Below are 24,153 nucleotides of genomic sequence, written 5' to 3' on the forward strand. Positions count from 1 at the left end.
ATCGGAGGACCGGGCTGCGGGCGTCGCCGCCGGCCCGAGCCCCGCCGCCCAGTCGCGGCGCGGCGCGTCCGGGGCGGGGGGGCGATCGAGCTGGTCGCTGTCAGCCATCGCTGTCGGCCTTCTTGCCTTGCGCGACGTCGTTCCCGGCAGCGGGCGCGGCGGGCACTGCGGGGGCCGCGTCCTGCCCGCCGCCGCGCGAGTGGACATAGGCGGCGAGCATCTTGATGGTCACGGGGTCGAGCCTGCCCTTCCACGCCGGCATGATGCCGTGGCGCGGGGTGAGGATCTGCTTCCTCACGTCGGCCTCGGTCCCGCCGAACAGCCAGATCGCGTCGTTGAGCGCAGGCACGCCCATCGCCGCCATCCCCTCGCCCGAGGAGCCGTGGCAGGCCGCGCAGTTGTCGGCATAGAGCTGCGCGCCGGTGGGGCTCGCCTTGCCCTTGCCCGACAGCGAGAGGACCTGGCCGGCAAGCGCGTTCACTTCCGCGGGCTTCAGCATCCCGTCGAAGGCGGGCATGAGGTTCACCCGGGTCTCGTCTGAGCCCTCCCAGCGGATGCCGTGGTTGAGGGTGTATTCGATCTCGGTGAGCGTGCCGCCCCAGATCCAGTCGTCGTCGTTGAGGTTGGGGTAGCCCGGCGATCCGGCCGCGCCCGCGCCGTGGCACTGGACGCAGTTGACCTTGAAGGCCGCCGCGCCGCCCGCGACCGCGGCCTGCATGAGGTCGGGGTTGGCGGGGAGCGCCTCGATGTCCATCGCCGCGATCTGCGCCAGCGTGTCGGCGCGGGCCGCCTCGGCGGCGCTCATCTCCCGCGCGAGATCGCCGCGGCTCGACCAGCCGAGCGTGCCCTCGGTCGCCTTGTCGATCATCGGCCAGGCGGGGTAGAGCACGACATAGACCGCCGCGAAGGCGATGGTCGCGTAGAAGGTGTAGAGCCACCAGCGCGGCAGCGGGGTGTTGAGCTCCTCGATGCCGTCCCACTCGTGGCCGACGAATTCGGTGCCGGTGGGCTCGTCGATGCGCTTATTGCTGGTCATGGTCGTCGTCCCTGAAGATCGAGTGCTTGGCGTCGGCGACGTAGCGCCGGGCCGCCGGCCGGAAGTGCCACAGGCACAGGGTCAGATAGAGCGCGCAGATCCCCGCCAGCGCGTAGCTGTCGGCGAAGTGGCGCAGGGCGGTGTAGAGGCTCATCGACCCTTGTCCCCCTTGGTCAGTTCCTCCTGCGCGGCGGCGCTGTTCACGTCGACCAGCGTGCCGAGCATCTGGAGGTAGGCGACGAGCGCATCCATCTCGGTGACGCGCTTGGGGTCGCCGTCGAAGTCGCGGATCTGCGCCTTGGGGTAGCGGGTGGCGAGATCGCCCGCGTCCGCCTCGGGATCGGCCTGGGCCCTCAGGTCCTGCGCCGCCTGCGCGATGTCGGTGTCGGAGTAGGGCACGCCCACGCCGCGCAGCGCCTTGAGGTTGGCGGCGGGGTCGGCGACCTTCAGCTCGGTCTCGGCGAGGAAGGCGTAGCTCGGCATGATGCTCTCGGGCACCACGGAGCGCGGGGCCTTGAGGTGCTGGACGTGCCATTCGTCCGAATAGCGCCCGCCGACCCGCGCGAGGTCGGGCCCGGTGCGCTTGGAGCCCCACTGGAAGGGGTGGTCGTACATCGATTCCGCGGCGAGGCTGTAGTGGCCGTAGCGTTCGACTTCGTCCCTGAAGGGCCGGATCATCTGGCTGTGGCAGGTGTAGCAGCCTTCGCGGATGTAGATGTCGCGGCCCGCCTGTTCGAGCGGGGTGTAGGGGCGCATCCCCTCGACCTTCTCGATCGTGTTGTCGATCCAGAAGAGCGGGGCGATCTCGACGATCCCCCCGACCGCGACGACCGCAAGGGTCGCGGCGGCGAGGAGGGTGACGTTCTTCTCGAGCTTCTTGTGGCTCTCGAAGACATCGGAATGGGCGGCGTTCTTGCTCATGGGTGCGTGTCCTTGTTCCCGCGCGCCTTATTCGGCGGGCTCCGCTTGGGGCTGGGGGAGGATCGGGCGGTCGGCGGCCTCGTCGTGCGGGGTGTCGCCCAGCGGGGCTTCCTCGCGCAGGTGGCCGGCGATCGTCATGGCGATGTTCCAGGCCATGATCCCGGCCCCGGTGAGGTACATCAGGCCCCCCACGGCGCGCAGGATGTACATCGGGTGGAGCGCCGCGACCGTGTCGACGAAGCTGTTCACCAGGTACCCGTCAGCGCCATATTCGCGCCACATCAGGCCCTGAGTGATCCCCGCCACCCACATCGAGGAGGCGTAGAAGACGATCCCCAGCGTCGCGAGCCAGAAGTGCCAGTTGATCATGCGCAAGGAGTAGAGCCGCTCGCGGTTCCACAGGCGCGGGGCGAGGTAGTAGACGCAGGCGAAGGTGATCATCCCGTTCCAGCCAAGCGCGCCGGAGTGCACGTGGCCGATCGTCCAGTCGGTGTAGTGCGACAGCGAGTTCACCGCCTTGATCGACATGAGCGGCCCCTCGAAGGTGCTCATCCCGTAGAAGGCGAGCGCGAGGACCATCATGCGGATGATCGGATCGGTGCGCACCTTGTCCCACGCGCCGTTCAGGGTCATCAGGCCGTTGATCATCCCGCCCCAGGACGGCATCCACAGCATCACCGAGAACACCATGCCCAGCGTCTGCGCCCAGTCGGGCAGCGCGGTGTAGTGGAGGTGGTGCGGGCCGGCCCAGATGTAGAGGAAAATCAGCGACCAGAAGTGGATGATCGACAGGCGGTAGGAATAGACCGGCCGCCCGGCCTGCTTGGGCACGAAGTAGTACATCATCGCCAGGAAGCCGGCGGTCAGGAAGAAGCCGACCGCGTTGTGGCCGTACCACCACTGGGTCAGCGCATCCTGCACGCCCGCGAAGGCGGAATAGCTCTTGGCGCCCAGCAGGCTCACCGGCAATGCGAGGTTGTTGACCACGTGCAGCATCGCGATGGTGACGATGAAGGCGATGTAGAACCAGTTGGCGACGTAGATGTGCGGCTCGTGCCGGCGCAGGATGGTGCCGACGAAGACCGCCAGATAGGCGAGCCACACGATCGTCAGCCACAGGTCGACATACCATTCGGGCTCGGCATATTCCTTGCCCTGGCTGATGCCGAACAGGTAGCCGGTCGCCGCCAGCACGATGAACAGCTGGTAGCCCCAGAACACGAAGCGCGCGACGCCGGGCAGCGCCAGCGTCGTGCGGCAGGTGCGCTGGACGACGTAGAAGCTGGTGGCGAGCAGCGCGTTGCCCCCGAAGGCGAAGATCACCGCGCTGGTGTGCAGCGGGCGCACCCGGCCGAAATTGAGCCACGGCTCGATGTTGAGCCAGGGGAAGGCCATCTGCGCGGCGATGAACACGCCCGCGAGCAGGCCGGCGATGCCCCAGAACATCGTCGCGATCACGCCCCAGCGGATCACGTCGTCGTCGTAGCGGCTCGGCCCCGGGGGCATCCGGAAGATGCTCTGGGCGCGGGCCAGCGGGTCGTAGCTGGTCGCCGTGGCGATGATGAGGATCACCGCGACCAGCGCGACGATGCCGAGGTGGATGGCAAATCCGCTGTCCGCGGTAAGCGCAAGCCCGGCGATGCTGGCGAGCAGGACAAGCGCCCACACTCCCAGCCGCTTAACGACTGTTTCCATGTTGATTAATCCCTTCCGACGGCCGCCGCTTTAGCGTGCCACCCCATTCCTAGTGTTTGACGGAGATCAAAAACCGGTCCGCTTTTTTCGCGTCATTCCATCTGGACGCGGGTGCGCCCGGCCATTTTCGCGAGCGCGCCGATGTCCGACAATCGTACTTTGGACCGCCCCTCGGTCTCGACCAGGCCCGCCTCGCGCAGCTCGGTGAGCTGGCGGCTGACGGTCTCGATCGTGAGCCCGAGCGAATCGCCGATGTCGCGGCGGCTCATCGGCAAGGCGAAGTCGCAGGCCCCCGAGGTCGCGCCGGTCAGCCGTTCGGCCATCGAGACGAGGAAATCGGCGATCCGCGCGGCAGCGGACTTGTGCCCCATCTGCATCATCCGGGTGCGCGAGCGGTGCAGCGCCTGGAGCGAGCGCGACAGGACCGAGCGCAGTACCGCCGGATCGCCCTGGGCGATGTCGAGGAAACGGTCGGCGGGGAAGATCGCAAGCTCGCAATCGGCAAGCGCGACGAGGCGGAAATCGCCGTCCGACTGGCGCAGCACCGAGACGAGATCGCCGGCGAAGTGGAAGGCCAGCACCTGTCCGCCCGGCGCGCCGCCGCCATGGGCGGCGACCAGCTTGGCCGAGCCCGAGGCGATCCACACCAGCCGGTCCTCTTGCGGGTCGGGCGCAAGCTCCTGCCCGCGCGCCAGATGCGCCGCCGTGCCCAGCGCGCAGAGCCGGCCTGCGGTCGGCCCGTCGCCCGTTCCGGCCGGCAGCGCGGCGCGGAAGGCGGCCAGCTGCGGGCCGGCAGGCGTCGAGGCGGGCGGGGGACTGAGTGTCGCCATGATGGATGCGGCAATGGGCCGGGCCGCGCAATTGGTCTTTGATCGGGATCAATGAGGCGGCGCGGCGGCGCGGTTTATCCGGCGCCCACAGGCAGCAAGCATCCTGGGCCGCGGAGGGCGGCCACTGCTGCCGATGAGGACGCATAAAATGAAGACTATCCTGATGCTTGGCGGTGCCGCACTGGCGCTCGCCGCGACCCCTGCGATGGCGCAGGCGGATACCGACCGGGCCGGTGACGTGCAGATCAAGGTGCTCGCCACCGCGGTGCTGCCCGACGGGAAGATCACCGACATCAACGTCAACCTGCCGCGCCTGCCGGCCACCTTGCAGACCAAGGCCAACGACAATGTCGTGCCGACGCTGGCGATCGAGTATTTCCTGAGCAACAACGTCTCGATCGAGACCATCGCCGGGACCACCCAGCACGATGTCGACACGGTCGCGGGGCTTCCCGCCGGGGCCGAGCTCGTCTCGGATGCGCTGCTGTTGCCCGCGACAGTGACCGCCAAGTATCACTTCGACCTCGGCGGGGTGAAGCCCTATGTCGGGGCGGGGGTCGCCTATTTCATGTGGCTCAAGGACGATCCGGGCGCCGCTACCCTGCCGCTGGGCGTGACCGAGACCAACCTCTCGGACGAATTCGGCGTGGCGCTGCAGGCCGGCTTCGACGTGCCGGTGAACGACAAGGGCCTCGGCATCAGCGTCGACGTGAAGCGCTACTTCATCGACACCACCGCGCAGTGGTTCGTCGGCAACACGCTGGCGATCGAGACCGAGCACAAGCTCGACCCCTGGGTGATCAGCGCCGGTATCAGCTACCGCTTCTGAGATTGCCGTTCAGGCGAGGGACCCCGCTGGCCGGATGCGGCTGGCGGGGTTTCGTTTGCCTGCCGCCGGACTCTCCGGCGCCCCTTGCTGTCGCCGGCCTAAGACCTTTGTCTGACAGCGCCCGGCGTGTAGTCTGGGCTAGAGTAGGGCAAAGTCAGGGAGAGTCGATATGATCTACGCCGTCGAGCGGCCCAAGGCCCACACCCCCACCCACTGCACGCCCGAACAGTACGACGCGCTCTATCGCGCCTCGGTGGAGACGCCCGACGCCTTCTGGCTGGAACAGGCAAAGCGGCTGGACTGGGTCAAGGCGCCGACGGTCGGCGGCGACTGGGCCTATGATCCGGTCGCCATCAGGTGGTTCGAGGACGGCACCCTCAACCTGTGCCACAACGCCGTCGACCGCCACCTGCCACACCATGCCGACCGTGTGGCGCTGATCTTCGAGCCCGACGATCCGGCCACCGAGAGCCGCACCCTGACCTATGGCGAACTCCACCGCGAGGTTCTGCGCATGGCCAATGCGCTCAAGGCCCTCGGGGTGTCGCGGGGCGACCGGGTGACGCTCTACCTGCCGATGATCCTCGAAGGGGTGGTGGCGATGCTCGCCTGCGCTCGGCTCGGCGCGGTGCATTCGGTGGTGTTCGGCGGCTTCTCGCCCGAGGCGCTTGCCGGAAGGATCGAGGACTGCGGCAGCCGCTTCGTCGTCACCGCCGACGAGGGGCTGCGGGGCGGGAAGCACGTGCCCCTCAAGGCCAATGTCGACGCCGCGCTCAGCCTTGCGGCGCACGTGACCGACGTCGCGGGCGTGCTGGTGGTCCGCCACACCGGCGGGGCGATCACGATGCAGGAGGGCCGTGACCACTGGCTCGACGACCTCGCCAGCGATGCCGATGTGCCCTGCGAGGAAATGGGCGCGGAGGACCCGCTGTTCATCCTCTACACCAGCGGATCGACCGGCAAGCCCAAGGGCGTGCTCCACACCACTGGCGGCTACGGCGTGTGGACCGCGACCACCTTCCACTACATCTTCGACTACCAGCCCGGCGAGGTGTTCTGGTGCACCGCCGATATCGGCTGGGTGACGGGTCATAGCTATGTCGTCTACGGGCCGTTGCTCAATGGTGCGACGGCGGTTGTCTTCGAAGGGGTGCCCAATTACCCCGATCACGGGCGCTTCTGGGACGTGGTGGACAAGCACCAGGTCAACATCATCTACACCGCCCCCACCGCCATCCGCGCCCTGATGCGCGAGGGCGATCACCACGTCACGAGCCGCTCGCGCGCCTCGCTGCGCCTGCTCGGGAGCGTCGGCGAGCCGATCAACCCGGAAGCCTGGCGCTGGTATTTCGACGTCGTGGGCGAGGGCCGCTGCCCCGTCATCGACACCTGGTGGCAGACCGAGACCGGCGGCTGCATGATCACCACGCTCCCCGGCGCGCACGACATGAAGCCGGGCAGCGCGGGGCTGCCCTTCTTCGGCATCCGCCCGCAACTCGTTGATAACGAAGGCGCGGTGCTCGAAGGCGCGACCGAGGGGAACCTGTGCATCACGCACAGCTGGCCGGGGCAGGCGCGCACCGTCTACGGCGATCACGACCGCTTCGTGCAGACCTATTTCAGCACCTATGCCGGCAAGTATTTCACCGGTGACGGGTGCAAGCGCGACGAGGACGGCTATCACTGGATCACCGGTCGGGTCGACGACGTTATCAACGTCTCGGGCCACCGCATGGGCACCGCCGAGGTCGAGAGCGCGCTGGTGCTCCACCCCAAGGTGGCCGAGGCGGCGGTGGTCGGCTATCCGCACGATCTCAAGGGGCAGGGCATCTACTGCTACGTCACCCTCAACGCCGGCGAGGAGGGCACCGACGCCCTGCTCGCCGAGTTGAAGGCGCACGTGCGCAAGGAAATCGGCCCGATCGCAACGCCCGACGTGATCCACTTCACCGACGGCCTGCCCAAGACCCGTTCGGGCAAGATCATGCGCCGCATCCTGAGGAAGATCGCCGAGAACGAGTTCGGCTCGCTCGGCGACACCTCGACGCTCGCCGATCCCTCGCTGGTCGACCGCCTGATCGAGGGACGGCAGAACCGCTAGACCGCGCCTACTGGTCGATGTTGCGGCGGAAGGTCTCGGGCAGCAGCACGAGGCCGACCGCCACGGTCAGGGCGCAGACGATGATCGGGTACCACAGGCCCGAATAGATGTCCCCCGTCGCGGCGACGATGGCGAAGGCGGTGGTCGGCAGGAAGCCGCCGAACCAGCCGTTGCCGATGTGATAGGGCAGGCTCATCGCGGTGTAGCGGATGCGGGTCGGGAACAGCTCCACCAGCAGCGCGGCGATGGGGCCGTAGACCATCGTCACCAGCAGCACGAGCCAGGTCAGCACCGCGATCACCAGCGGCGTATCGATCGCCTCGGGATCGGCCTTTTCAGGGTAGCCCGCTGCGACGAGCGCCGCCTTCACCTCGTCCTGGAAGGCGGTGATCGCGGCCTTGCGGTCCTCGCCCGTGACCATCGCCGGATCGGGGGCGGTGAAGGTCCGGCTGCCGATCCGGATTTCGGCGATGCTGCCTGCGGGTGCCTCGATCCGCGTGTAGCTTACCCCGCTCTTGGCCAGAAAGGCCTTGGCGATGTCGCAGCTGCGCGCGTCGAAGCGGTTGCGGCCGACGGGATCGAACTGCACCGAGCAGTCCGCATCGTTCACGACCACGCTCACCGGCGCCGCCCGCTGCGCCCGCGCCAGCGCGGGGTTGGCCGCCTCGGTCAGGAGGTGGAAGGCGGGGAAATAGCTCAGCGCGGCCAGCGCGCAGCCGGCGAGGATGATCGGCTTTCTCCCGATCCGGTCCGACAGCCAGCCGAAGAATATGAAGAAGGGCGTGCCCAGCGCGAGCGCCACCGCGATCAGGATGTTGGCGCTCGCGCCGTCGACCATCAGCATCTTCTCGAGGAAGAACAGCGCGTAGAACTGCCCCGTGTACCACACCACCGCCTGCCCGGCGACCGCGCCAAGCAGCGCAACCAGCGCCACCCTGCCGTTCTTCCAGTTGCCGAAAGCCTCGGAAATCGGGGCTTTCGACGCGGTGCCTTCCTCCTTCATCTTCCGGAAGACCGGGCTTTCCTGAAGCTGCATCCGGATCCACAGCGAGACCCCGAGCAGGAGCGCGGAGATCAGGAAGGGCACGCGCCAGCCCCAGTCCGCGAAGGCCTCCTCGCCGATCAGGGTGCGCGTGCCGATCACCACCAGCAGTGCCGCGAAGAGGCCGAGCGTCGCGGTGGTCTGGATGAAGCTGGTGTAGAGCCCGCGCCGCCCCTCAGGCGCGTGCTCGGCGACATAGGTCGCCGCGCCCCCGTATTCGCCCCCCAGCGCCAGCCCCTGCACGAGTCGCAGGCCCACCAGCATGACCGGCGCCGCCACGCCGATGCTGGCATAGGAAGGCAGCAGGCCGACGGTGAAGGTCGCCGCGCCCATCAGGCCCATCGTCACCAGAAAGGTGTATTTGCGCCCGACCAGATCGCCCAGCCGCCCGAAAACCAATGCGCCGAAGGGCCGGACCGCGAAGCCCGCCGCGAAGGCCGCGAGCGCGAAGATGAAGCCGGTGGTCTCGTTCACTCCCGAGAAGAACTGCGCCGAGATGATCGTGGCGAGCAGGCCGTAGAGGTAGAAATCGTACCACTCGAACACCGTGCCCAGCGACGAGGCGAGGATCACGCGCTTCTCGGTCGCGGTGGCGGCATGGTGTTTGGGCAGGGCGTCCGCGCTGCCGTGCCTCGAGGTCGCTATGGTCTGTCTCCCGCGCAGGTGCCTCGGGCGCACCATGCCCGCCGCCATGGCGCTTGCAAAGCCCCTGCTGCGATCCCGCTGTGCGCGGTTACTCGGCGGCGGCGAAGGTGAAGCGCAGCTCGGGCGTCTCGATCACCAGCTGGCGTCCATCGAGCGTGATGGTGAAGCGCGTCGCCTGGGCTAGTCCCGCGCCGAGCTGATCGCCGAAGCTGGGGGACGGACAGAGCATGCGCGTCGAGGCGATCGGACTGATGTCGATGCTGCCGGCCCCGTTCGCGGGCATGCCCGCCGTCCAGGTGCCGCGGCCGCGGTTGCAGTCGAGCTGCGCCGCCAGTTCGCCGCCGTCGCGGAAGGCCAGCGTGTGGCGGCGTTGCAGCGTCGGGGTGAGGGTGGTGGTGCTGCCCGCAGTGTCGATCGTGGTCAGCTCCCATTCGGTGCCGGCAAGCGGGTGGGTGTCGGGGATGGTCACGCAGCCTCCCAAGGACAGCGTTGCGGTGGCGGCGACGATGGCGACGATGGCGCGATGCATGATCCGGCGAACTCCCCTGTGGCTTGCCCGGCGGATGATAGCGCGCGATCCTGAACGCAGGCAATCCGGCGAGAACGCCCCGAGCACGCAAAAAAGCCGCCGGAGCGCGAACTCCGGCGGCTTTCGAAAAGCGTCATGTTTGCGGCGATCAGGCCTCGCGGGTGCCCGACAGCGGCATCGCCCCGAAGGCGCCTGCGTTGACCGAACCGGTCAGGGTGTCGCCGTCGATGGTCGCTTCGCAGTCGAGCGTCATCGGCATGGGCACGACCATGTTCATCTTCCACTTGATGGTGTTGCCCTCGACGGTGCCGTCGTTGATGTCCATCGAGCCGAGGCTGCCGACCAGCGAGCCGGTGAAGGTGTCGCCGTCGGGGTTCACGGTGAGGGTGCCGGTCTGGTCGCCCATCGGGCTCTTGACGACGGTCTTGTAGGTTCCTGCAACAGACATGATCCAACTCCTTTGTTCAGTGCGGACCATCGGCGACCCGTCACTTCCGGCTGCGTTGCTTACAACAATGTCAGCGCGCTTCAACCGGATTCCGGCTGAGGCGCGCCGGCATTTTCCTACTCCCCTTCCATCTCGCGCTGCTCGACTGGCAGGCCGAGCTGGTCGAGCTGGGCGCGCACCTTGCTGGCGTCGCCGACGACGACCCACACGAACTTGCCCATGTCGATCGCCTTGCGCGCGGCGGCATTCAGGCTTTCGGTGGTCTGCGCGCGGTAGAGCCCGGCGAGCGTCTCCTGGTAGTTGTCGGGACGGCCGAACAGGGCGTTGCCCTGCATCGCGCCGAGCACCGCGGGCGAGGTCTCGAACCGGCCCGGCAGCGCGCCGATGTCGTTCGCACGGTAGCGGTCGAGCTCTTCGGCGGTGATGCCCTTGTCGGTCAGGAACTCCTTCGTCTCGCGGATCATCTCGGCGAGCGAATCCCCGGTGCGGTCGGCCTGGACCCCGCCCGAGATGCCGTAGATCACCGCGTTCTCGCGCGCCTGCGCGCCGCCGCGCACGCCATAGCTCCAGCCCTTGGTCTCGCGCAGGTTCATGTTGAGCCGCGCGAGGAAGTTGCCGCCCAGCGCGTTGTTGGCGCTGGTGAAGTCGACGAAGGCCGGATCGCCAGCGTCGAGCGGGGTGACCTGCGCGCCGAAGATGAAGCTCTGCGGCGAGTTCGGACGGTTGACGAGGATGATGCGCCCGCCGGCGCCGACCTGCTTGGCTTCGACCGCCTTGGTGCCCTTGGGCGCCGAGGGCGCCTTCCAGTCGCCGAAGGCGGTGTTCAGCGCGGCGACGACCTCGGCCAGCGGCTTGTCGGAGATCACGAAGACTTCGCCGTTATCGGGGCGGATCCAGCGGTCCTTGAAGCCGATCAGATCATCGCGGGTAATGCTGCCGACGCTCGCAACCGTGCTTACCCCGCCATAGGCGCTGTCCGCCCCGAACAGTTCGGGGGTGAGAGTGCGCTGGGCGATGCCCTGCGGCGACTTCATCGCCTGCTGGATGCCGGTGATGGTCTGGTTGCGCACGCGTTCCAGGTCTTCGGGGTTGAAGGCGGGCTCGCGCACGATCTGGCGCATCAGGTCGAGGCTCGGGGCGAGGTTGGCCGACAGCGCCGAGAGGGTGAAGGTCGACCGGTCGTCGCCCCCGCCCACCGAGACGCTTGCTCCAAGCCGCTCGCCGGCTTCGGCGATCTGCTGCGCGGTGAGGTTCTTGGTGCCCTCGTCGAACAGCGCCATCGTCAGCCCTTCGAGCCCGCGCTTGTCGAGCGGATCGGCCGCGCCCCCGGCGTTGAAGGCCATCGCCACCCAGGTCGCGGGCACGGCGGTGCGGCGGGCGTAGGTGACCTTCATCCCGTTCTTGAGCGTTGCGCGCTCCACATCGGGGAAATCGAGCGCGGCGATGGTGTCGATCGCAGGCTTGGGACGTTCGACCGACACACTGATCGTCTCGGACGCACGGTCGCGCTCGGAGGCGTTCTCGCCATCGGCCTTGACCGATGCGGCTTCCTCGTAGCTCGCATCGCGCGCGCCCGGCTCGAGCACCACGGTCAGCGCCGGACGGGTCATCCAGCGGCCCATCGCCGCCTTGACGTCGGCCGGGGTGAGCTTGGCGAGGGTCTCGAATTCCCGCGCGTAGAAATCAGGATCGCCGGCCAGCACCTTGCCCTCGGCGAGGGTCTGCGCCTTGCCGGTGAAGCCGCCGACCTGTTCGAGCCCGCGGATCGTGCGGGCAAGGTTGCTGGTCACCGCGCGGCGCACCTCGTCCTCGGTCGGACCTTCGGTGATGAGCTTGTTCATGACCGCGTCCATCCGCGCCTCGAGCGTGGCGATATCGACGCCCGGCTTGGCGACGGCCTCGACCTGGAGCCCGCCGACCCGCTGGAAGATCTCGGTGCCCGCAGACACGCTCACCGCCAGCTGCTCATCACGCACCAGCACGTTGTCGAGCCGGCTGGAGGCGAGGCCGCCGAGAATCGCCGCACCGACATCGAGCGCGATGCGATCCTTGCCGGTGAGGCCCTCGACCGGCCAGTAGCGGGTGACGCTGGTGGCCGCGACCTGATCCTTGAAGGTCTTGCGCACCGGCTCGGCCAGCGTTGGGACTTCGGCCTGGGCGGGGTTGTTCACCGGCCCGCGCGCGATGCCGCCGAAATACTTCTCGACCAGCGGCCGCGCCTCGGCCGCCGAAATGTCGCCGGCAAGTACGAGGGTCGCGTTGTTGGGGCCGTACTTGTCGCGGAACCACGCCTTGACGTCCTCCATCGAGGCGGCGTCGAGATCCGCCATCGAGCCGATCGTCGAATGGCGATAGGGGTGGCCTTCGGGGAACATGGTCTTGAGGACCTCGTAATAGACGAGGCCGCCCGGTTCGTTGTCGCCCTGGCGCTTCTCGTTCTGCACCACGCCGCGCTGGTTATCGAGCTTGCCCTGCGTCACCGCGCCGAGCAGGTAGCCCATGCGGTCGCTTTCCAGCCACAGCGCGCGTTCGAGCGCGGGGCGGGGGACGGTCTGGAAATAGTTGGTGCGGTCGAACCAGGTCGTGCCGTTGAAATCGGTCGCGCCCATTTCGGCGAGGTAGGCGAAATAGTCCTCCGGGGCGTTTTCCGAGCCGTTGAACATCAGGTGCTCGAACAGGTGGGCAAAGCCGGTCTTGCCCTTCGGCTCGTCCTTGGAGCCGACATTGTACCACACCGTCACGTTGACGACCGGCGCCTTGCGGTCCTCGTGCACCAGCACGGTGAGGCCGTTCTCGAGCTGGAATTCCTGGTAGGGGATCTTGACCTGCGAGACGAGGCTCTGGAGGTCGGCGGTCGCCTGCGGGGCGGCAGAGGCGGCGGCATGATTGTCGGCCAGCGCCGGCGAGAACGGGACGGCGAGCGCGAGGGCGAGCGCCGAAAGGCTGGCGGCAGCAAGGCGGTGGGTCATGAACGGGTCTCCGGTGGAAGGATCAGGCGAAGTGAATGAAGGGCCGGTCAGCGCCGGTTGGTGACGGTGCGGCGGACGCTGGCTTTCGCCAGCACATCATCGCGCCAGAAGCGGACAGGCTTCAGCCGGTGATCGACGAACAGCCGCATCTGGTCGGTGTAATGCTTTGATTGCGGGCGGGTCGAGGCCGCGCCGAAGGGCTGGACCGAGCGCGAGACGACGCGCTGCCCCGGGGCCCATTCGATCCACATGATGAAGCTGTCCCCGTGCTTCAGACTGAGGCGCCCGTCGGTGTCGACGTCCCAGGTGGTCGAGGCGCGCAGGGTGTCCGAACCGCCGTCGAGCGGCAGGTCGATGCTGCCCTGCCGCAGCCGCAGCAGGTCGGCCATGGGCGGATCGAGGCGGCCGAAATGGGTGGTGAGGTGATCGGCGGCGGCTTGCAGCTTCTCGGCCACGTCGGGGAAGGGCTTGTTGCCGTAGTCGGCGGACATGAAGTCGCGGATCATCAGCAGCGCGATGGCATCGGCGGGGCCCTTGCCGTCGGCGTCGAAGTCCCACGCGAGCAGCAGGTCGCGTGCCTCGGCCAGCCTGCCCTCGGCCTTGAGCGCCGCGAGCCCCTCGAACAACCGCGCGACATAGCCTTCGCGGGCATAGCCGGTGTCGTACTTGATCGCCTCCAGCGTCGCCCGGTCGAGCACGCTTGCCTCGGACAGAAGCCTGTAGGCGCGGCGCGAGCGGTTGGTCTGCTTGAGCTCGATCCCCAGCAGCGGCGAGAAGGCCTGCGGATCGAGGTCGCTCCCCGCGCCGGCCGCGGTGAAGGGGGTGTTGTTCGAATTGTAGAGCCACCCGCTCGCCGGGTTCACGATGCGCGGCAGCGCCTTGTAGTCCACCGCGCCCTGCCAGATCAGGTCGCTGCGGTCGCCGGGCAGCACCGAGCGCCAGTCGGCTTCCACGCCCTCGGGCCGCGCGGGGATCGCGGCGTTGTAGACATAGGCGATGGTGCCGCCCTTGTCGGCATAGATGAAGTTGGTCGAGGGGATAGCGAGGCGCGCCAGCTGCGCTTCCCACTCGGCGAAGCTCTTGGCCTTGTTGAGCCGGTAATAGGCGTCGAGCTGCTCCAGCCTGCCGATCCCGCCATAGCGCACCGCGAAGGCGCCCTTGTCGTTCCGGATCACCGGCCCGTGGACCGAACGCAGCACCTCGCGCCGGATCGGCAGGACCACCGGTCCCATCTTCACCGGCAGCGTCACCCACCGGCTTTCCAGATCGCGCCACTCTCCGTCGAGCCGGTAGCGGGTGCCGGTCTCGTCCAGCTCCAGCTTGTAGACGTCGATCATGTCGGGGGTATTGACCGTGTTGGTCCAGCCCAGATCCTCGTTGTGACCGAGGAAGGGGAAAGGCGAGCCCGGGAAATTCGCGCCCGCGAAATGCCAGCCCTCGCCGCTCTCAACGACGAGTTCGTACCATGCAACGCCGCCCCGCAACGGCTGGTGCGAGTTGGAGACGAGGGTCGTCGTGCCGCCACCTTTCTGCGGGGCGACGGCGAAGGCATTGGAGCCCATGTGTTCGGCATCCTCGCCCAGAGGCAGCACCAGCCTGCGGGCCTGCTTCGTTGCAGAGGCGGACGCCGGGCCGAGCGGTTCGGCTGCGGGCAGGGGCGGGCGCGGGAAGCCGGGGATGTCGGGGCCGTGCTCGCGGCGCAGTTCCTCGTTGGCGACCAGCGGGCCGATCACGCTGTCGAGCCCGAAGAAGAACGGCTGGCGCAGCGCGAAGCCCGCCGCCACGTCGACCCCTGCGACGGGGAACAGGTTGGCGAGCTTGACCTCCTCGGGGTGCTCTGCGGCATACTGGTTGAGCCCCGCGGCATAGGCCTCGAACAGCGCGCGGGTGTCCTGCGGGAGCTTCGGATATTCCCGCTCCGCCGTGCCGCGCGCATCGATCAGGTGGTAGACGTAATCGACCTTCGCGCCGTCCTCGCCCGCGATCGCGCCGTAGCGTCCGCGCGCCATCGCCACGACGTCCTGCAAGGTGAAGAAGTCGTCCTCGGCATGGGCGATGGCGACGCCAAAGGCGGTGTCGGCGTCGGTCTGGCCGTAGATATGGGGCACGCCCCATTCGTCGCGGACGATCTCGGCTCCATAGGTGCGGCCCTGCAACGGCGCGGCGGCGCTGGCGAAGAAGGGTTCCCATGTGGCGAGCACCGCCACCGCGAGCACAAGCAGCCCCACCAGCGCAAACGCGCCGCGCTTCACCCAGACCATCACCGATTTCTCTCCCAAATCGCGCGGGCCTTCCTTCGCTTGGGAGCCCGGCAAGGTCAAGGCTCGCGCGGCAAGTGCAAGACCTCTTGCCATGCGCCTCGCAGGAACCCACCTAGTCGGCTAATACACCTGTGCAGGAAATTTGCGGCGGGGTCTTGTGTGGCCAAAGTGCAACACTATCTGCCGGGTGTAACCTTTGGAGGGGTTAGACGATCATGAATCTCGAGAAGTTCACCGACCGCGCGAAAGGCTTCCTGCAATCCGCGCAGACCGTCGCGATCCGCATGAACCACCAGCGCATCACCCCGCTGCACATCGCCAAGGCGCTGCTGGAAGACAGCGAGGGCATGGCCGCCGGGCTGATCCAGCGCGCCGGCGGGCAGGCCCCGCTGGCCGCGACTGCGGTCGATGCCGGGCTCTCGAAGATCCCCGCCGTGACCGGTTCGGGCGCGCAGGCGACCCCCGGGCTCGACAATGACGCCGTGCGGGTGCTCGACCAGGCCGAACAGCTCGCCGACAAGGCGGGCGATTCCTACGTCACCGTCGAGCGGCTCCTGACCGCGCTGGCCCTGTCCCAGACCCCCGCCGGCGAGGCTCTGAAGGCCGCGGGCGTGACCCCGCAGGCGCTCAACACCGCCATCGAGCAGCTGCGCGGCGGCAAGCGGGCCGACAGCGCCGGGGCCGAGAGCACTTATGACGCGATGGAAAAGTTCGCCCGCGACCTCACCAAGGCCGCGCGCGAGGGCAAGCTCGACCCCGTCATCGGCCGCGACGAGGAGATCCGCCGCACCATCCAGATCCTCGCCCGCCGCACCAAGAACAACCCCGCCCTGATCGGCGAGCCCGGCACCGGCAAGACCGCGATTGCCGAGGGCCTCGCGCTGCGCATCGCCAATGGTGACGTGCCCGATAGCCTCAAGGGCCGGACGCTCATGTCGCTCGACATGGGCGCGCTCATCGCGGGCGCGAAGTATCGCGGCGAATTCGAGGAACGGCTCAAGAGCGTGCTCGACGAGGTCAAGCATGCCGAGGGCCAGATCATCCTGTTCATCGACGAGATGCACACCCTGATCGGGGCGGGCGCGTCCGAAGGCTCGATGGATGCCTCGAACCTGCTGAAGCCCGCCCTCTCGCGCGGCGAGCTGCACTGCATCGGCGCGACCACGCTCGACGAATACCAGAAGTACGTCGAGAAGGACCCCGCGCTCCAGCGGCGGTTCCAGCCGGTCTATATCCAGGAGCCGAGCGTCGAGGACACGATCTCGATCCTGCGCGGCATCAAGGACAAGTACGAGCTGCACCACGGCGTGCGGATCACCGACGGCGCGATCGTCGCCGCGGCGAAGCTGTCCGACCGTTACATCCAGAACCGCTTCCTCCCCGACAAGGCGATCGACCTGATGGACGAGGCCGCGAGCCGCATCCGTATGGAGGTGGAGAGCAAGCCCGAGGAGATCGAGGCGCTCGACCGCAAGATCATCCAGCTCAAGATCGAGGAACAGGCGCTCCAGAAGGAGACCGACGCGAACTCCAAGGACCGCCTTGTCGCGCTGCGCGAGGACCTCGCCAATCTCGAACAGCAGTCCGCCGAACTCACCACCCGCTGGCAGAACGAGCGCGACAAGATCGCGGCGGAGGGGCGCATCAAGGAGGCGCTCGACGCCGCGCGGCTCGAACTCGAACAGGCCCAGCGCGAGGGCGATCTGGCGAAGGCCGGGGAGCTTTCCTACGGGCGCATCCCCGAGCTGGAAAAGCAGCTCACCGAGGCGCAGGGCCAGGCCGCCAACGCCATGCTGCGCGAGGAGGTGACCGAGGAGGACATCGCCGGCGTCGTCAGCCGCTGGACGGGCGTTCCGGTCGACAAGATGATGGAGGGCGAGCGCGAGAAGCTGCTCGACATGGAGAACATTCTCGGCAAGCGGGTGATCGGCCAGTCGCAGGCGATCGAGGCCGTGTCGAAGGCCGTCCGCCGGGCGCGTGCCGGGCTTCAGGACCCGGGCCGTCCGCTCGGCAGCTTCCTGTTCCTCGGCCCCACGGGTGTCGGCAAGACCGAGCTCACCAAGGCGCTCGCCGGCTTCCTGTTCGACGACGACAGCGCGATGGTGCGCATCGACATGAGCGAGTTCATGGAGAAGCACGCCGTTGCCCGCCTGATCGGGGCGCCTCCGGGCTATGTCGGCTACGAGGAGGGCGGGGTGCTGACCGAGGCGGTGCGCCGCCGGCCCTACCAGGTGGTGCTGTTCGACGAGGTCGAGAAGGCACATTCGGACGTCTTCAACGTGCTATTGCAGGTGCTCGACGACGGGCGGCTGACCGACGGGCAGGGCCGGGTGGTGGACTTCGCCAACACGCTGATCATCCTGACCAGCAACCTCGGCAGCCAGTATCTCGCCAACCTCCCCGACGGAGCCGAGGTCGCGACGGTCGAGAAGGACGTGATGGACGTGGTGCGCGGGCATTTCCGGCCCGAGTTCCTGAACCGCCTCGACGAGATCATCCTGTTCCACCGCCTCGGGCAGGAGCACATGGCGCCGATCGTCGAGATCCAGGTGAAGCGCGTCCAGAAGCTGCTCGCCGACCGCAAGATCACGCTCGACCTGACCGATGCGGCGCTGCGCTGGCTCGGGCGGGTCGGCTACGATCCGGTCTACGGCGCGCGGCCGCTGAAGCGTGCGGTGCAGCGTTACCTTCAGGACCCGCTGGCCGAGATGCTGCTCGAGGGCAAACTGCCCGACGGCGCGACGCTGGTGATCGACGAGGGCGACGGCCAGCTGTCGATGACGATTCGCTGAGCACGGGCCTTCGGGCGGATCCAGGACCGGCGCAACATTCTATCGCCGCCGCGCTTCAAACGTGAAGCGCGGCGGTTTGTTGCGTGCAAACCTTGTCACATTTTAAGATATGGAAAGCCATAATCGAACAAAGTTGCTGAAATCAGCCTGCGCCGCGCCTGAATGTGGGATTAACGCAACACGCTTCGGAAAAGTGCGCCGCCGCGACGGGCTTCTTTGACATCATTCTTTCGCCATTGCACAAAAAGGTCACTGCGGGGACTGAGTTGGGCAACCTTTAGCGCCTTCGCCAACCACTGGGGGCAATCTTGTGGTGGCGGGGTGCGGTTGTCCGTTGCGTCTCCGGTTAGGGCAACTGGAGTGACCATGAAGAAATTTCACAGCAATTCGATCAAGGCGCTTGCCTTCTCGGCCTCGGCCATCGCTTTCGTGATCGCCGGACCCGCCTCTGCCCAGGATGCTGACGACCAGCCGAAGGAAGAGGAAGAGGAGCAGGTCAAGGTCGGGACCGACGCCAAGGGCCGCACCGAACAGGGCGCCATCGTGGTCACCGGCTCGCGCATCGTGCGCGACACCTATTCGTCGATCTCGCCGCTCCAGGTGCTCTCCACCGAAAACCAGCAGGCCGTCGGCGCCTTCGACCCGGCGCAGATCCTGCAGCGTTCGGAAGCGGCCGCAGGCCAGCAGATCGACGCGACCTTCCAGGGCTTCGTGCTCGACAACGGCCCGGGTTCGCAGACCCTGAACCTGCGCGGCCTCGGTGCCGACCGCACGCTGCTGCTGGTCAATGGCCGCCGCCTCTCGCCCTCGGGCGTGGAAGGCGCGCCCTCCAACCCCTCGCTGAACCTGATCCCGGCCTCGCTGGTCGATCGCTACGACATCCTCACCGACGGTGCCTCGTCGGTCTATGGTTCGGACGCAGTCGCGGGCGTGGTCAACGTGATCCTGCGCAAGGACTTCGACGGTCTGGAAGTGCAGCTCAACGGCAACCTCAACGAATACGGCGCGGGTGACGACTTCACCGTCAGTGCCGCGTGGGGCTTCAACACCGACCGTGCGGTGTTCGGCATCGGGGCTGAATGGCGCCGCGTCGACCGCATCCTGCTCGATGACCGTCCGTTCCTCGCGGGCTGCGACCGTCACTTCGAAATCGACCAGGACGGCAACGTCCGCAACCTCGACGTGCAGACCGACGCCGTGGCGCGCAGCCGTTCCAACGGCCGCGTGCGCACCCAGATCCAGGAGTGCAAGTTCGGCAACATCGGCGGCCGCATCCAGCTGTCGGGCACGCCCGGCACGCGTCTGGGCGACGTGTTCTTCGATCCGCGCCAGTACGGCCTGACCCTCAACGGCCAGCCGATCGCGGGCAACACCGGCGTGCCGTTCTTCTCGGACAACGCCAACACCTTCCTCGATCCGATCGACCGCAACGGCGACGGGTTCCAGGACGTCGACTTCATCAACTACGCCCAGGTCGAACCGGGCCGCACCTTCATCCCGCAGCAGGACACCTACAACGTCTTCACCTATGGTGAATACACCCTGCCGGGCGAAGCCAACCTGACGCCCTTCTTCGAAGCGAGCTACAGCCGCTTCGAGCAGTTCGTCGAGAACAGCGGCACCCCGCAGTTCTTCCCCTGGGTTCCGGGCTCCAACCCGTTCAACCCCTGTAACCAGGCGGCGGGCGGCGTTTCGTGCCGCGCGATCGACAACAACTTCCAGCAGATCAACCCCGGCCAGGCCAACTTCGGCCGTACGCCCGGCGTGAACGCGCTGGCGCCGGTCGGCACGCTCTCGGTTCGCCCGATCCCGTTCGTGCGCGGCGACCGTAACAACGTCGACGTGGAGCAGGAACAGTATCGCGGCGTGCTCGGCCTGCGCGGCGACCTGCCGTTCATCGGCTCGAGCTGGACCTTCGAGGCCTCGGGCGTCTACTCGCGCTCGATCGGCAAGACCGTGCGCCGCGGTATCCGCGAGGACAAGCTGGCCTTCGCGCTCGGCATCGACCCGTCGGCCGACTTCGGCGGCAGCCCGCCGAACACGATCGACAACAACGGTGACGGCATCGCCGACGACTACGTCAGCCTCGACCAGAGCCCGCTGCTGCTCGCCGCCGGCGGCCGCCCGCTGGGCACGCCCTGCAACCAGGCCGGTCTGCGCAACCCCGGCCTGCTGCCGGCCGACGTTCTCCAGGGCTGCGTGCCGGTGAACCTGTTCTCGCCCACGCTCTACGGCAACCCCGGCCCGGGCGGCAGCCCGGTCGGCGACTTCGCCACCCAGGCCGAGCGCGACTACCTGTTCGGCGAGCGTTCGTTCAACACCGTCTACGAGCAGATCCTCATCTCGGCCTACATCACCGGTGACCTGTTCGAACTGCCGGCCGGCCCGGTGGGCGTGGTGCTCGGCGGCGAATGGCGCGAGGACACGATCGACTCGCAGCCCAACTTCGTCGCCTCGAACGGCCTGTTCTGGGGCTTCTTCGCCGACGGCGGGGCCAAGGGTTCGAAGTGGATCCGCGAACTCTATGGCGAAATCGACATGCCGCTGATGGCGGGCAAGCCGATGGTCGAGGAACTGACCGTCAACCTCGCCGGCCGCATCACCGACGAAGAGTTCTACGGCACCAACGGCACCTTCTCGCTCAAGGGCGGCTGGCGTCCGGTGGCTCCGCTGCTGCTCAAGTTCAGCTACGGCACCTCGTTCCGTGCGCCGAACCTGCGCGAGAACTTCCTGCTCAGCCAGTCGGGCTTCGGCAACATCGTCGACCCCTGCGCCGTTCCCAACGCCGCGTTCCGCGCGGGCACGGGCTACAGCGCCGCGGACGACCTGCGTGACCCGGCCGTTCTCGCCAACTGCCGCCGCGAAGGTCGCGATCCGACCCGCGTCGGTATCGACCCGCTCGGCCTCAACACCGTGCAGGCGACCAGCACCCAGGTCTTCAGCGGCGGCAGCCTCGACATCCAGCCCGAAACCTCGCGCTCGATCACGACCGGCTTCGCCTTCGAGGAAGACTGGGCCAGCGGCTTCGAGTTCGCCTTCAACTTCAACTACTACGACATCAAGCTGAAGGACTCGATCATCGAGCCGAGCGGCGCGTTCATCGTCGCCGACTGCTTCGGTCGTCTCGAAGGTGGCCGCAGCCCGTTCTGCGACCGTATCACCGCGAGCACGGATCCGACGGCGCGCTTCCTGATCACCCAGGTGCAGTCGGGCTTCATCAACCTCGACCAGGAATCGGTGCGCGGCATCGATATCAACACCACCTTCGGTTACCCGGTGAACATCAGCGGCGAGGAATTCGACCTCTCGCTGAACCTCACCGCCAACCACCTGATCGAGCGTTCGACCACGACGCGCGATGCGGCGGGCAACCGGATCACCGACAACTTCGCGGGACGGTTCGCCTTCCCGAGCTGGATCGGCCGGGCGACCTTCAACATCCGCTACGACGACTTCCTGTTCACCTGGCAGACCCGTTACATCGGTGATGTGTCGCAGGATCCGGCCTTCGTCGACGTGTTCTCGGATGCCTTCGGCTTCGGCCCGAACGGTCAGCCGACCGGCGTGGTCGCCAACACCTGCCTCGGTGGCGGTTCGCGTACCAACGGCGTGCCGAACGGCATCGTCCCGGGCGACGGCGTCTACTGCCGCAACATCGGCTTCGCCGACGAGTGGTTCGAGCACACCGCTTCCGTGCGTTGGGACAATGGCAGCTTCCGCATCATCGCGGGCGTGACCAACCTGTTCAACACGGCGCCGCCGCGCGTCGACAGCTCGGAAGTGTTCTCGATCGCCAACACCCCGCTGGGTGCGGGCTACAACCTCGACGGTCGCGAATACTTCGCCCAGCTGCTGTATCGCTTCTGATCGAAGAATGACCTGATCGACCACAAGAATGCGGCCTTCCGGTTCCAGCCGGGAGGCCGCATTTTTCGTTTGAACCGGTCGCGCCGGACGCTGCCGCTCCGGCCCCGGTAACCGCTTCAACTCTCGCCCCCACGGGAACGCACGGATCATGAAACTGCTCAAAGCCTCGCTCGCCGCCGCCCTTGTCGGCGCTTCCGCCCTCGGCCTCCTCACCGCCGCTCCCGCGCCCACCCAGGCGCAGGGCAATGTCCCGATCGAGGTCTGGGCGCTGCGCGATGTCGTAAATGCGGTGCAGATCTCGCCCGACGGCAAGCACCTGCTGGTCCACAAGGTCGAGAGCCGCGAGGGCGACTACATCCTCGAGATCTACCGTACCGACGATCTGTCGAAGCCGCTGCGCCGGCTGGCGGCGGACCCGATGGAGATCATCTCGGCCACCTGGGTGAGCGGCACCAAGATCTACGGCAGCGCCTGGCAGGTGATCCGCAAGACGGTGAAGGGCCAGGAAGAGGACGTGCGCGGCTACCAGTCCTTCTTCTACGATCTCGAGGCGAACAAGTTCAGCCGCGTGGACGGCAATTTCGGCCTCGTGAACACCCTGCCCAAGGAACCCGACCACATCCTCGTGTCGACCGGCACGGCCGTGGGCGACGGCACCGGAAGCGATCCTTTCGCCCGGTTCCGGCCGCGCTCCTACTACAAGTTTGATCTCAACACGGGCGCCCGCACGCTGGTGCTGCGCGGTTCGGGCAAGTTCCCGCAGGCGACTTTCGACAACGACGGCAATCCGCGCTTCACCCAGAGCATCGATTCCGTCTCGAACAAGCTGCAGTTTTTCTACCGCAAGCCAGGGGACGGTTCATGGACGCAGTTCCTCGAATATGATCTCAACGACGTGAAGAACGTCGCCACGGTCTACACCGACATTCCCGGCCTCGTCGGTCTCGATCCCGACAATCCCAACCTCGGCTACTTCGTCAACTGGGCCGAAGGCGAGGACAAGGCGGCGCTGTTCGAATTCGACTTCCAGACCGGAAAGCTCGGCAAGAAGCTGTTCCAGGACAAGGACGCCGACGTGATGGGGATCCAGACCCATTCGATCCCCGGCAACGACAGGATGGTCGCCGCGATCTATCCCGGCGCCAAGATGGAACGCCACTGGTTCGACGAGGAGGAAAAGGCGCTCTACCAGGCGCTGGAGCAGCAGATCCCCTACGCGCACCAGGTCAGCATCTCCAGCCGCTCGGTCGACGGGCGTTCGATGATCGTCACCAACCGCGGGCCGCGCGATCCGGGATCCTTCTGGCTGGTCAAGGACGGCAAGCTCGCCAAGCTCGGCAGCCGCAACCCGCTGCTCAACCCCGAGACGCTCGCCGATGTCGAGTACATCCGCTACCCCGCGCGCGACGGGCGGATCATCCCGGGCTACGTAACCAAGCCCAAGGGCAAGGGTCCGTTCCCGCTGATCGTGCTGCCGCACGGCGGCCCGATGGTGAACGAGGTCATCACCTATGACGAATGGGGCCAGCTGCTCGCCAACCAGGGCTACATGGTGCTCCAGCCGCAATACCGCGTGACGGTCGGCTGGGGGCGCGAGCATTTCCTCGCGGGCTTCGGCGAATACGGCAAGGCGATGCAGGACGACAAGGACGACGGCGCGCTCTACCTCGTCAAGCAGGGCCTGGTCGACCCTGACCGGATCGCGATGTTCGGCTGGTCGTATGGCGGCTATGCGGCGCTGATCGCGGCGAGCCGCGAGCCCAACATCTACCAGTGCACCATCGCCGGGGCGGCGGTCTCCAACTGGCCCAAGCTGAAGGCGGTCTGGGGCCGCGGGCGGGACAGCGCGGTCGACCAGTACTGGCTCAATACCGCCTTCGGCGTGAACCCGGTGGACGAGGTGGCGAAGGTGAACATCCCGCTGCTGATGGTGCACGGCGATGTCGACCGCCGCGTGCTCTATTACCACTTCACCGATTACAAGAAGGCCTTCGAGCAGACCGGCAAGGACGGCCAGTTCATCACGCTCGAGGGGGCGGACCACTTCTACAACACGCTGATGTACACCCACCAGCAGCAGTTCTTCACCAAGATGCTGGATTATCTCGCCAACGATTGCGGTCCCGGCGGGCTCTAACGCCCTTCCGCCCGGCGCACGAAGGGCCCGGCCAGCGATGGCCGGGCCCTT

General features: G+C 67.3%; 15 protein-coding genes. 5 read left to right on the forward strand and 10 right to left on the reverse strand.

What is annotated here, in order from left to right; all coding sequences use genetic code 11:
* Positions 1 to 100: 100 nt before the first annotated feature.
* The 5 genes from ccoP to CBR61_RS06130 form a co-directional block, all read right to left on the reverse strand.
* Positions 101 to 1,036, reverse strand: a complete 936-nt coding sequence (gene ccoP / locus CBR61_RS06110; RefSeq protein ID WP_088913557.1) for a cytochrome-c oxidase, cbb3-type subunit III — start codon at positions 1,034 to 1,036, stop codon at positions 101 to 103.
* Positions 1,023 to 1,190, reverse strand: coding sequence for a cbb3-type cytochrome c oxidase subunit 3 (locus CBR61_RS06115; RefSeq protein WP_088913558.1), 168 nt, complete (start codon positions 1,188 to 1,190; stop codon positions 1,023 to 1,025). Before CBR61_RS06115 ends, ccoP begins: the two co-directional genes overlap by 14 nt.
* Complete coding sequence (ccoO, locus tag CBR61_RS06120) at positions 1,187 to 1,957, reverse strand: cytochrome-c oxidase, cbb3-type subunit II (RefSeq protein ID WP_088913559.1); 771 nt, start codon at positions 1,955 to 1,957, stop codon at positions 1,187 to 1,189. The genes CBR61_RS06115 and ccoO overlap by 4 nt, the downstream gene beginning before the upstream one ends.
* Positions 1,958 to 1,984: 27 nt before the next feature.
* Positions 1,985 to 3,652 carry a cytochrome-c oxidase, cbb3-type subunit I gene (ccoN, locus tag CBR61_RS06125; RefSeq protein WP_088913560.1) on the reverse strand — a complete coding sequence of 556 codons (1,668 nt, stop codon included), beginning with the start codon at positions 3,650 to 3,652 and terminating at the stop codon, positions 1,985 to 1,987.
* A gap of 92 nt (positions 3,653 to 3,744) precedes the next feature.
* Positions 3,745 to 4,482, reverse strand: coding sequence for a Crp/Fnr family transcriptional regulator (locus tag CBR61_RS06130; protein WP_088913561.1), 738 nt, complete (start codon positions 4,480 to 4,482; stop codon positions 3,745 to 3,747).
* 148 nt (positions 4,483 to 4,630) lie between these two features.
* Here CBR61_RS06130 and CBR61_RS06135 point away from each other — a divergent pair, with 148 nt between their 5' ends.
* Positions 4,631 to 5,311 (forward strand): OmpW/AlkL family protein, encoded by a 681-nt coding sequence (locus CBR61_RS06135; protein WP_233996885.1) that lies wholly within the window; start codon positions 4,631 to 4,633, stop codon positions 5,309 to 5,311.
* Between the two features lie 169 nt (positions 5,312 to 5,480).
* Positions 5,481 to 7,412 carry an acetate--CoA ligase gene (gene acs / locus CBR61_RS06140; protein WP_088913563.1) on the forward strand — a complete coding sequence of 644 codons (1,932 nt, stop codon included), beginning with the start codon at positions 5,481 to 5,483 and terminating at the stop codon, positions 7,410 to 7,412.
* Between the two features lie 7 nt (positions 7,413 to 7,419).
* Here the strand turns inward: acs and CBR61_RS06145 are convergent, their stop codons facing one another.
* From CBR61_RS06145 to CBR61_RS06165, 5 genes are all read right to left on the reverse strand, one after another.
* Positions 7,420 to 9,135: an MFS transporter gene (locus CBR61_RS06145; protein WP_088915494.1), complete on the reverse strand. Its 1,716-nt coding sequence runs from the start codon at positions 9,133 to 9,135 to the stop codon at positions 7,420 to 7,422.
* 52 nt (positions 9,136 to 9,187) lie between these two features.
* Positions 9,188 to 9,628: an META domain-containing protein gene (locus tag CBR61_RS06150; protein ID WP_088913564.1), complete on the reverse strand. Its 441-nt coding sequence runs from the start codon at positions 9,626 to 9,628 to the stop codon at positions 9,188 to 9,190.
* 148 nt (positions 9,629 to 9,776) lie between these two features.
* Positions 9,777 to 10,076: a hypothetical protein gene (locus CBR61_RS06155; RefSeq protein WP_088913565.1), complete on the reverse strand. Its 300-nt coding sequence runs from the start codon at positions 10,074 to 10,076 to the stop codon at positions 9,777 to 9,779.
* Between the two features lie 116 nt (positions 10,077 to 10,192).
* Positions 10,193 to 13,045: a M16 family metallopeptidase gene (locus tag CBR61_RS06160; protein ID WP_088913566.1), complete on the reverse strand. Its 2,853-nt coding sequence runs from the start codon at positions 13,043 to 13,045 to the stop codon at positions 10,193 to 10,195.
* A gap of 47 nt (positions 13,046 to 13,092) precedes the next feature.
* The gene (locus CBR61_RS06165; protein ID WP_088913567.1) at positions 13,093 to 15,306 is read right to left on the reverse strand and encodes an acylase; all 2,214 of its coding nucleotides are present in this window, start codon (positions 15,304 to 15,306) and stop codon (positions 13,093 to 13,095) included.
* A 215-nt stretch (positions 15,307 to 15,521) separates the two neighbouring features.
* Here CBR61_RS06165 and clpB point away from each other — a divergent pair, with 215 nt between their 5' ends.
* From clpB to CBR61_RS06180, 3 genes are all read left to right on the forward strand, one after another.
* A complete protein-coding gene (gene clpB, locus CBR61_RS06170; RefSeq protein WP_088913568.1) occupies positions 15,522 to 18,098 on the forward strand; it encodes an ATP-dependent chaperone ClpB in 2,577 nt (858 codons plus the stop codon).
* A 366-nt stretch (positions 18,099 to 18,464) separates the two neighbouring features.
* On the forward strand, positions 18,465 to 21,965 hold the full coding sequence (locus tag CBR61_RS06175) for a TonB-dependent receptor domain-containing protein (protein WP_088913569.1): 3,501 nt from the start codon (positions 18,465 to 18,467) through the stop codon (positions 21,963 to 21,965).
* Positions 21,966 to 22,113: 148 nt separating this feature from the next.
* The gene (locus tag CBR61_RS06180) at positions 22,114 to 24,102 is read left to right on the forward strand and encodes an alpha/beta hydrolase family protein (RefSeq protein WP_088913570.1); all 1,989 of its coding nucleotides are present in this window, start codon (positions 22,114 to 22,116) and stop codon (positions 24,100 to 24,102) included.
* The last annotated feature ends 51 nt before the right edge of the window (positions 24,103 to 24,153 follow it).

It is taken from the genome of Porphyrobacter sp. CACIAM 03H1, from assembly GCF_002215495.1.
GTDB lineage: Bacteria > Pseudomonadota > Alphaproteobacteria > Sphingomonadales > Sphingomonadaceae > Erythrobacter.

What these genes read in the sequence shown, in the direction of transcription:
- ccoN (WP_088913560.1), bottom strand. Translation starts at nt 3,652, where the DNA reads ATGGAAACAGTCGTTAAGCGGCTGGGAGTGTGGGCGCTTGTCCTGCTC.
- acs (WP_088913563.1), top strand. Translation starts at nt 5,481, where the DNA reads ATGATCTACGCCGTCGAGCGGCCCAAGGCCCACACCCCCACCCACTGC.
- CBR61_RS06145 (WP_088915494.1), bottom strand. Translation starts at nt 9,135, where the DNA reads ATGGTGCGCCCGAGGCACCTGCGCGGGAGACAGACCATAGCGACCTCG.
- CBR61_RS06180 (WP_088913570.1), top strand. Translation starts at nt 22,114, where the DNA reads ATGAAACTGCTCAAAGCCTCGCTCGCCGCCGCCCTTGTCGGCGCTTCC.
- CBR61_RS06155 (WP_088913565.1), bottom strand. Translation starts at nt 10,076, where the DNA reads ATGTCTGTTGCAGGAACCTACAAGACCGTCGTCAAGAGCCCGATGGGC.
- CBR61_RS06160 (WP_088913566.1), bottom strand. Translation starts at nt 13,045, where the DNA reads ATGACCCACCGCCTTGCTGCCGCCAGCCTTTCGGCGCTCGCCCTCGCG.
- CBR61_RS06135 (WP_233996885.1), top strand. Translation starts at nt 4,631, where the DNA reads ATGAAGACTATCCTGATGCTTGGCGGTGCCGCACTGGCGCTCGCCGCG.
- ccoP (WP_088913557.1), bottom strand. Translation starts at nt 1,036, where the DNA reads ATGACCAGCAATAAGCGCATCGACGAGCCCACCGGCACCGAATTCGTC.
- CBR61_RS06130 (WP_088913561.1), bottom strand. Translation starts at nt 4,482, where the DNA reads ATGGCGACACTCAGTCCCCCGCCCGCCTCGACGCCTGCCGGCCCGCAG.
- CBR61_RS06150 (WP_088913564.1), bottom strand. Translation starts at nt 9,628, where the DNA reads ATGCATCGCGCCATCGTCGCCATCGTCGCCGCCACCGCAACGCTGTCC.
- ccoO (WP_088913559.1), bottom strand. Translation starts at nt 1,957, where the DNA reads ATGAGCAAGAACGCCGCCCATTCCGATGTCTTCGAGAGCCACAAGAAG.
- CBR61_RS06175 (WP_088913569.1), top strand. Translation starts at nt 18,465, where the DNA reads ATGAAGAAATTTCACAGCAATTCGATCAAGGCGCTTGCCTTCTCGGCC.
- clpB (WP_088913568.1), top strand. Translation starts at nt 15,522, where the DNA reads ATGAATCTCGAGAAGTTCACCGACCGCGCGAAAGGCTTCCTGCAATCC.
- CBR61_RS06115 (WP_088913558.1), bottom strand. Translation starts at nt 1,190, where the DNA reads ATGAGCCTCTACACCGCCCTGCGCCACTTCGCCGACAGCTACGCGCTG.
- CBR61_RS06165 (WP_088913567.1), bottom strand. Translation starts at nt 15,306, where the DNA reads ATGGTCTGGGTGAAGCGCGGCGCGTTTGCGCTGGTGGGGCTGCTTGTG.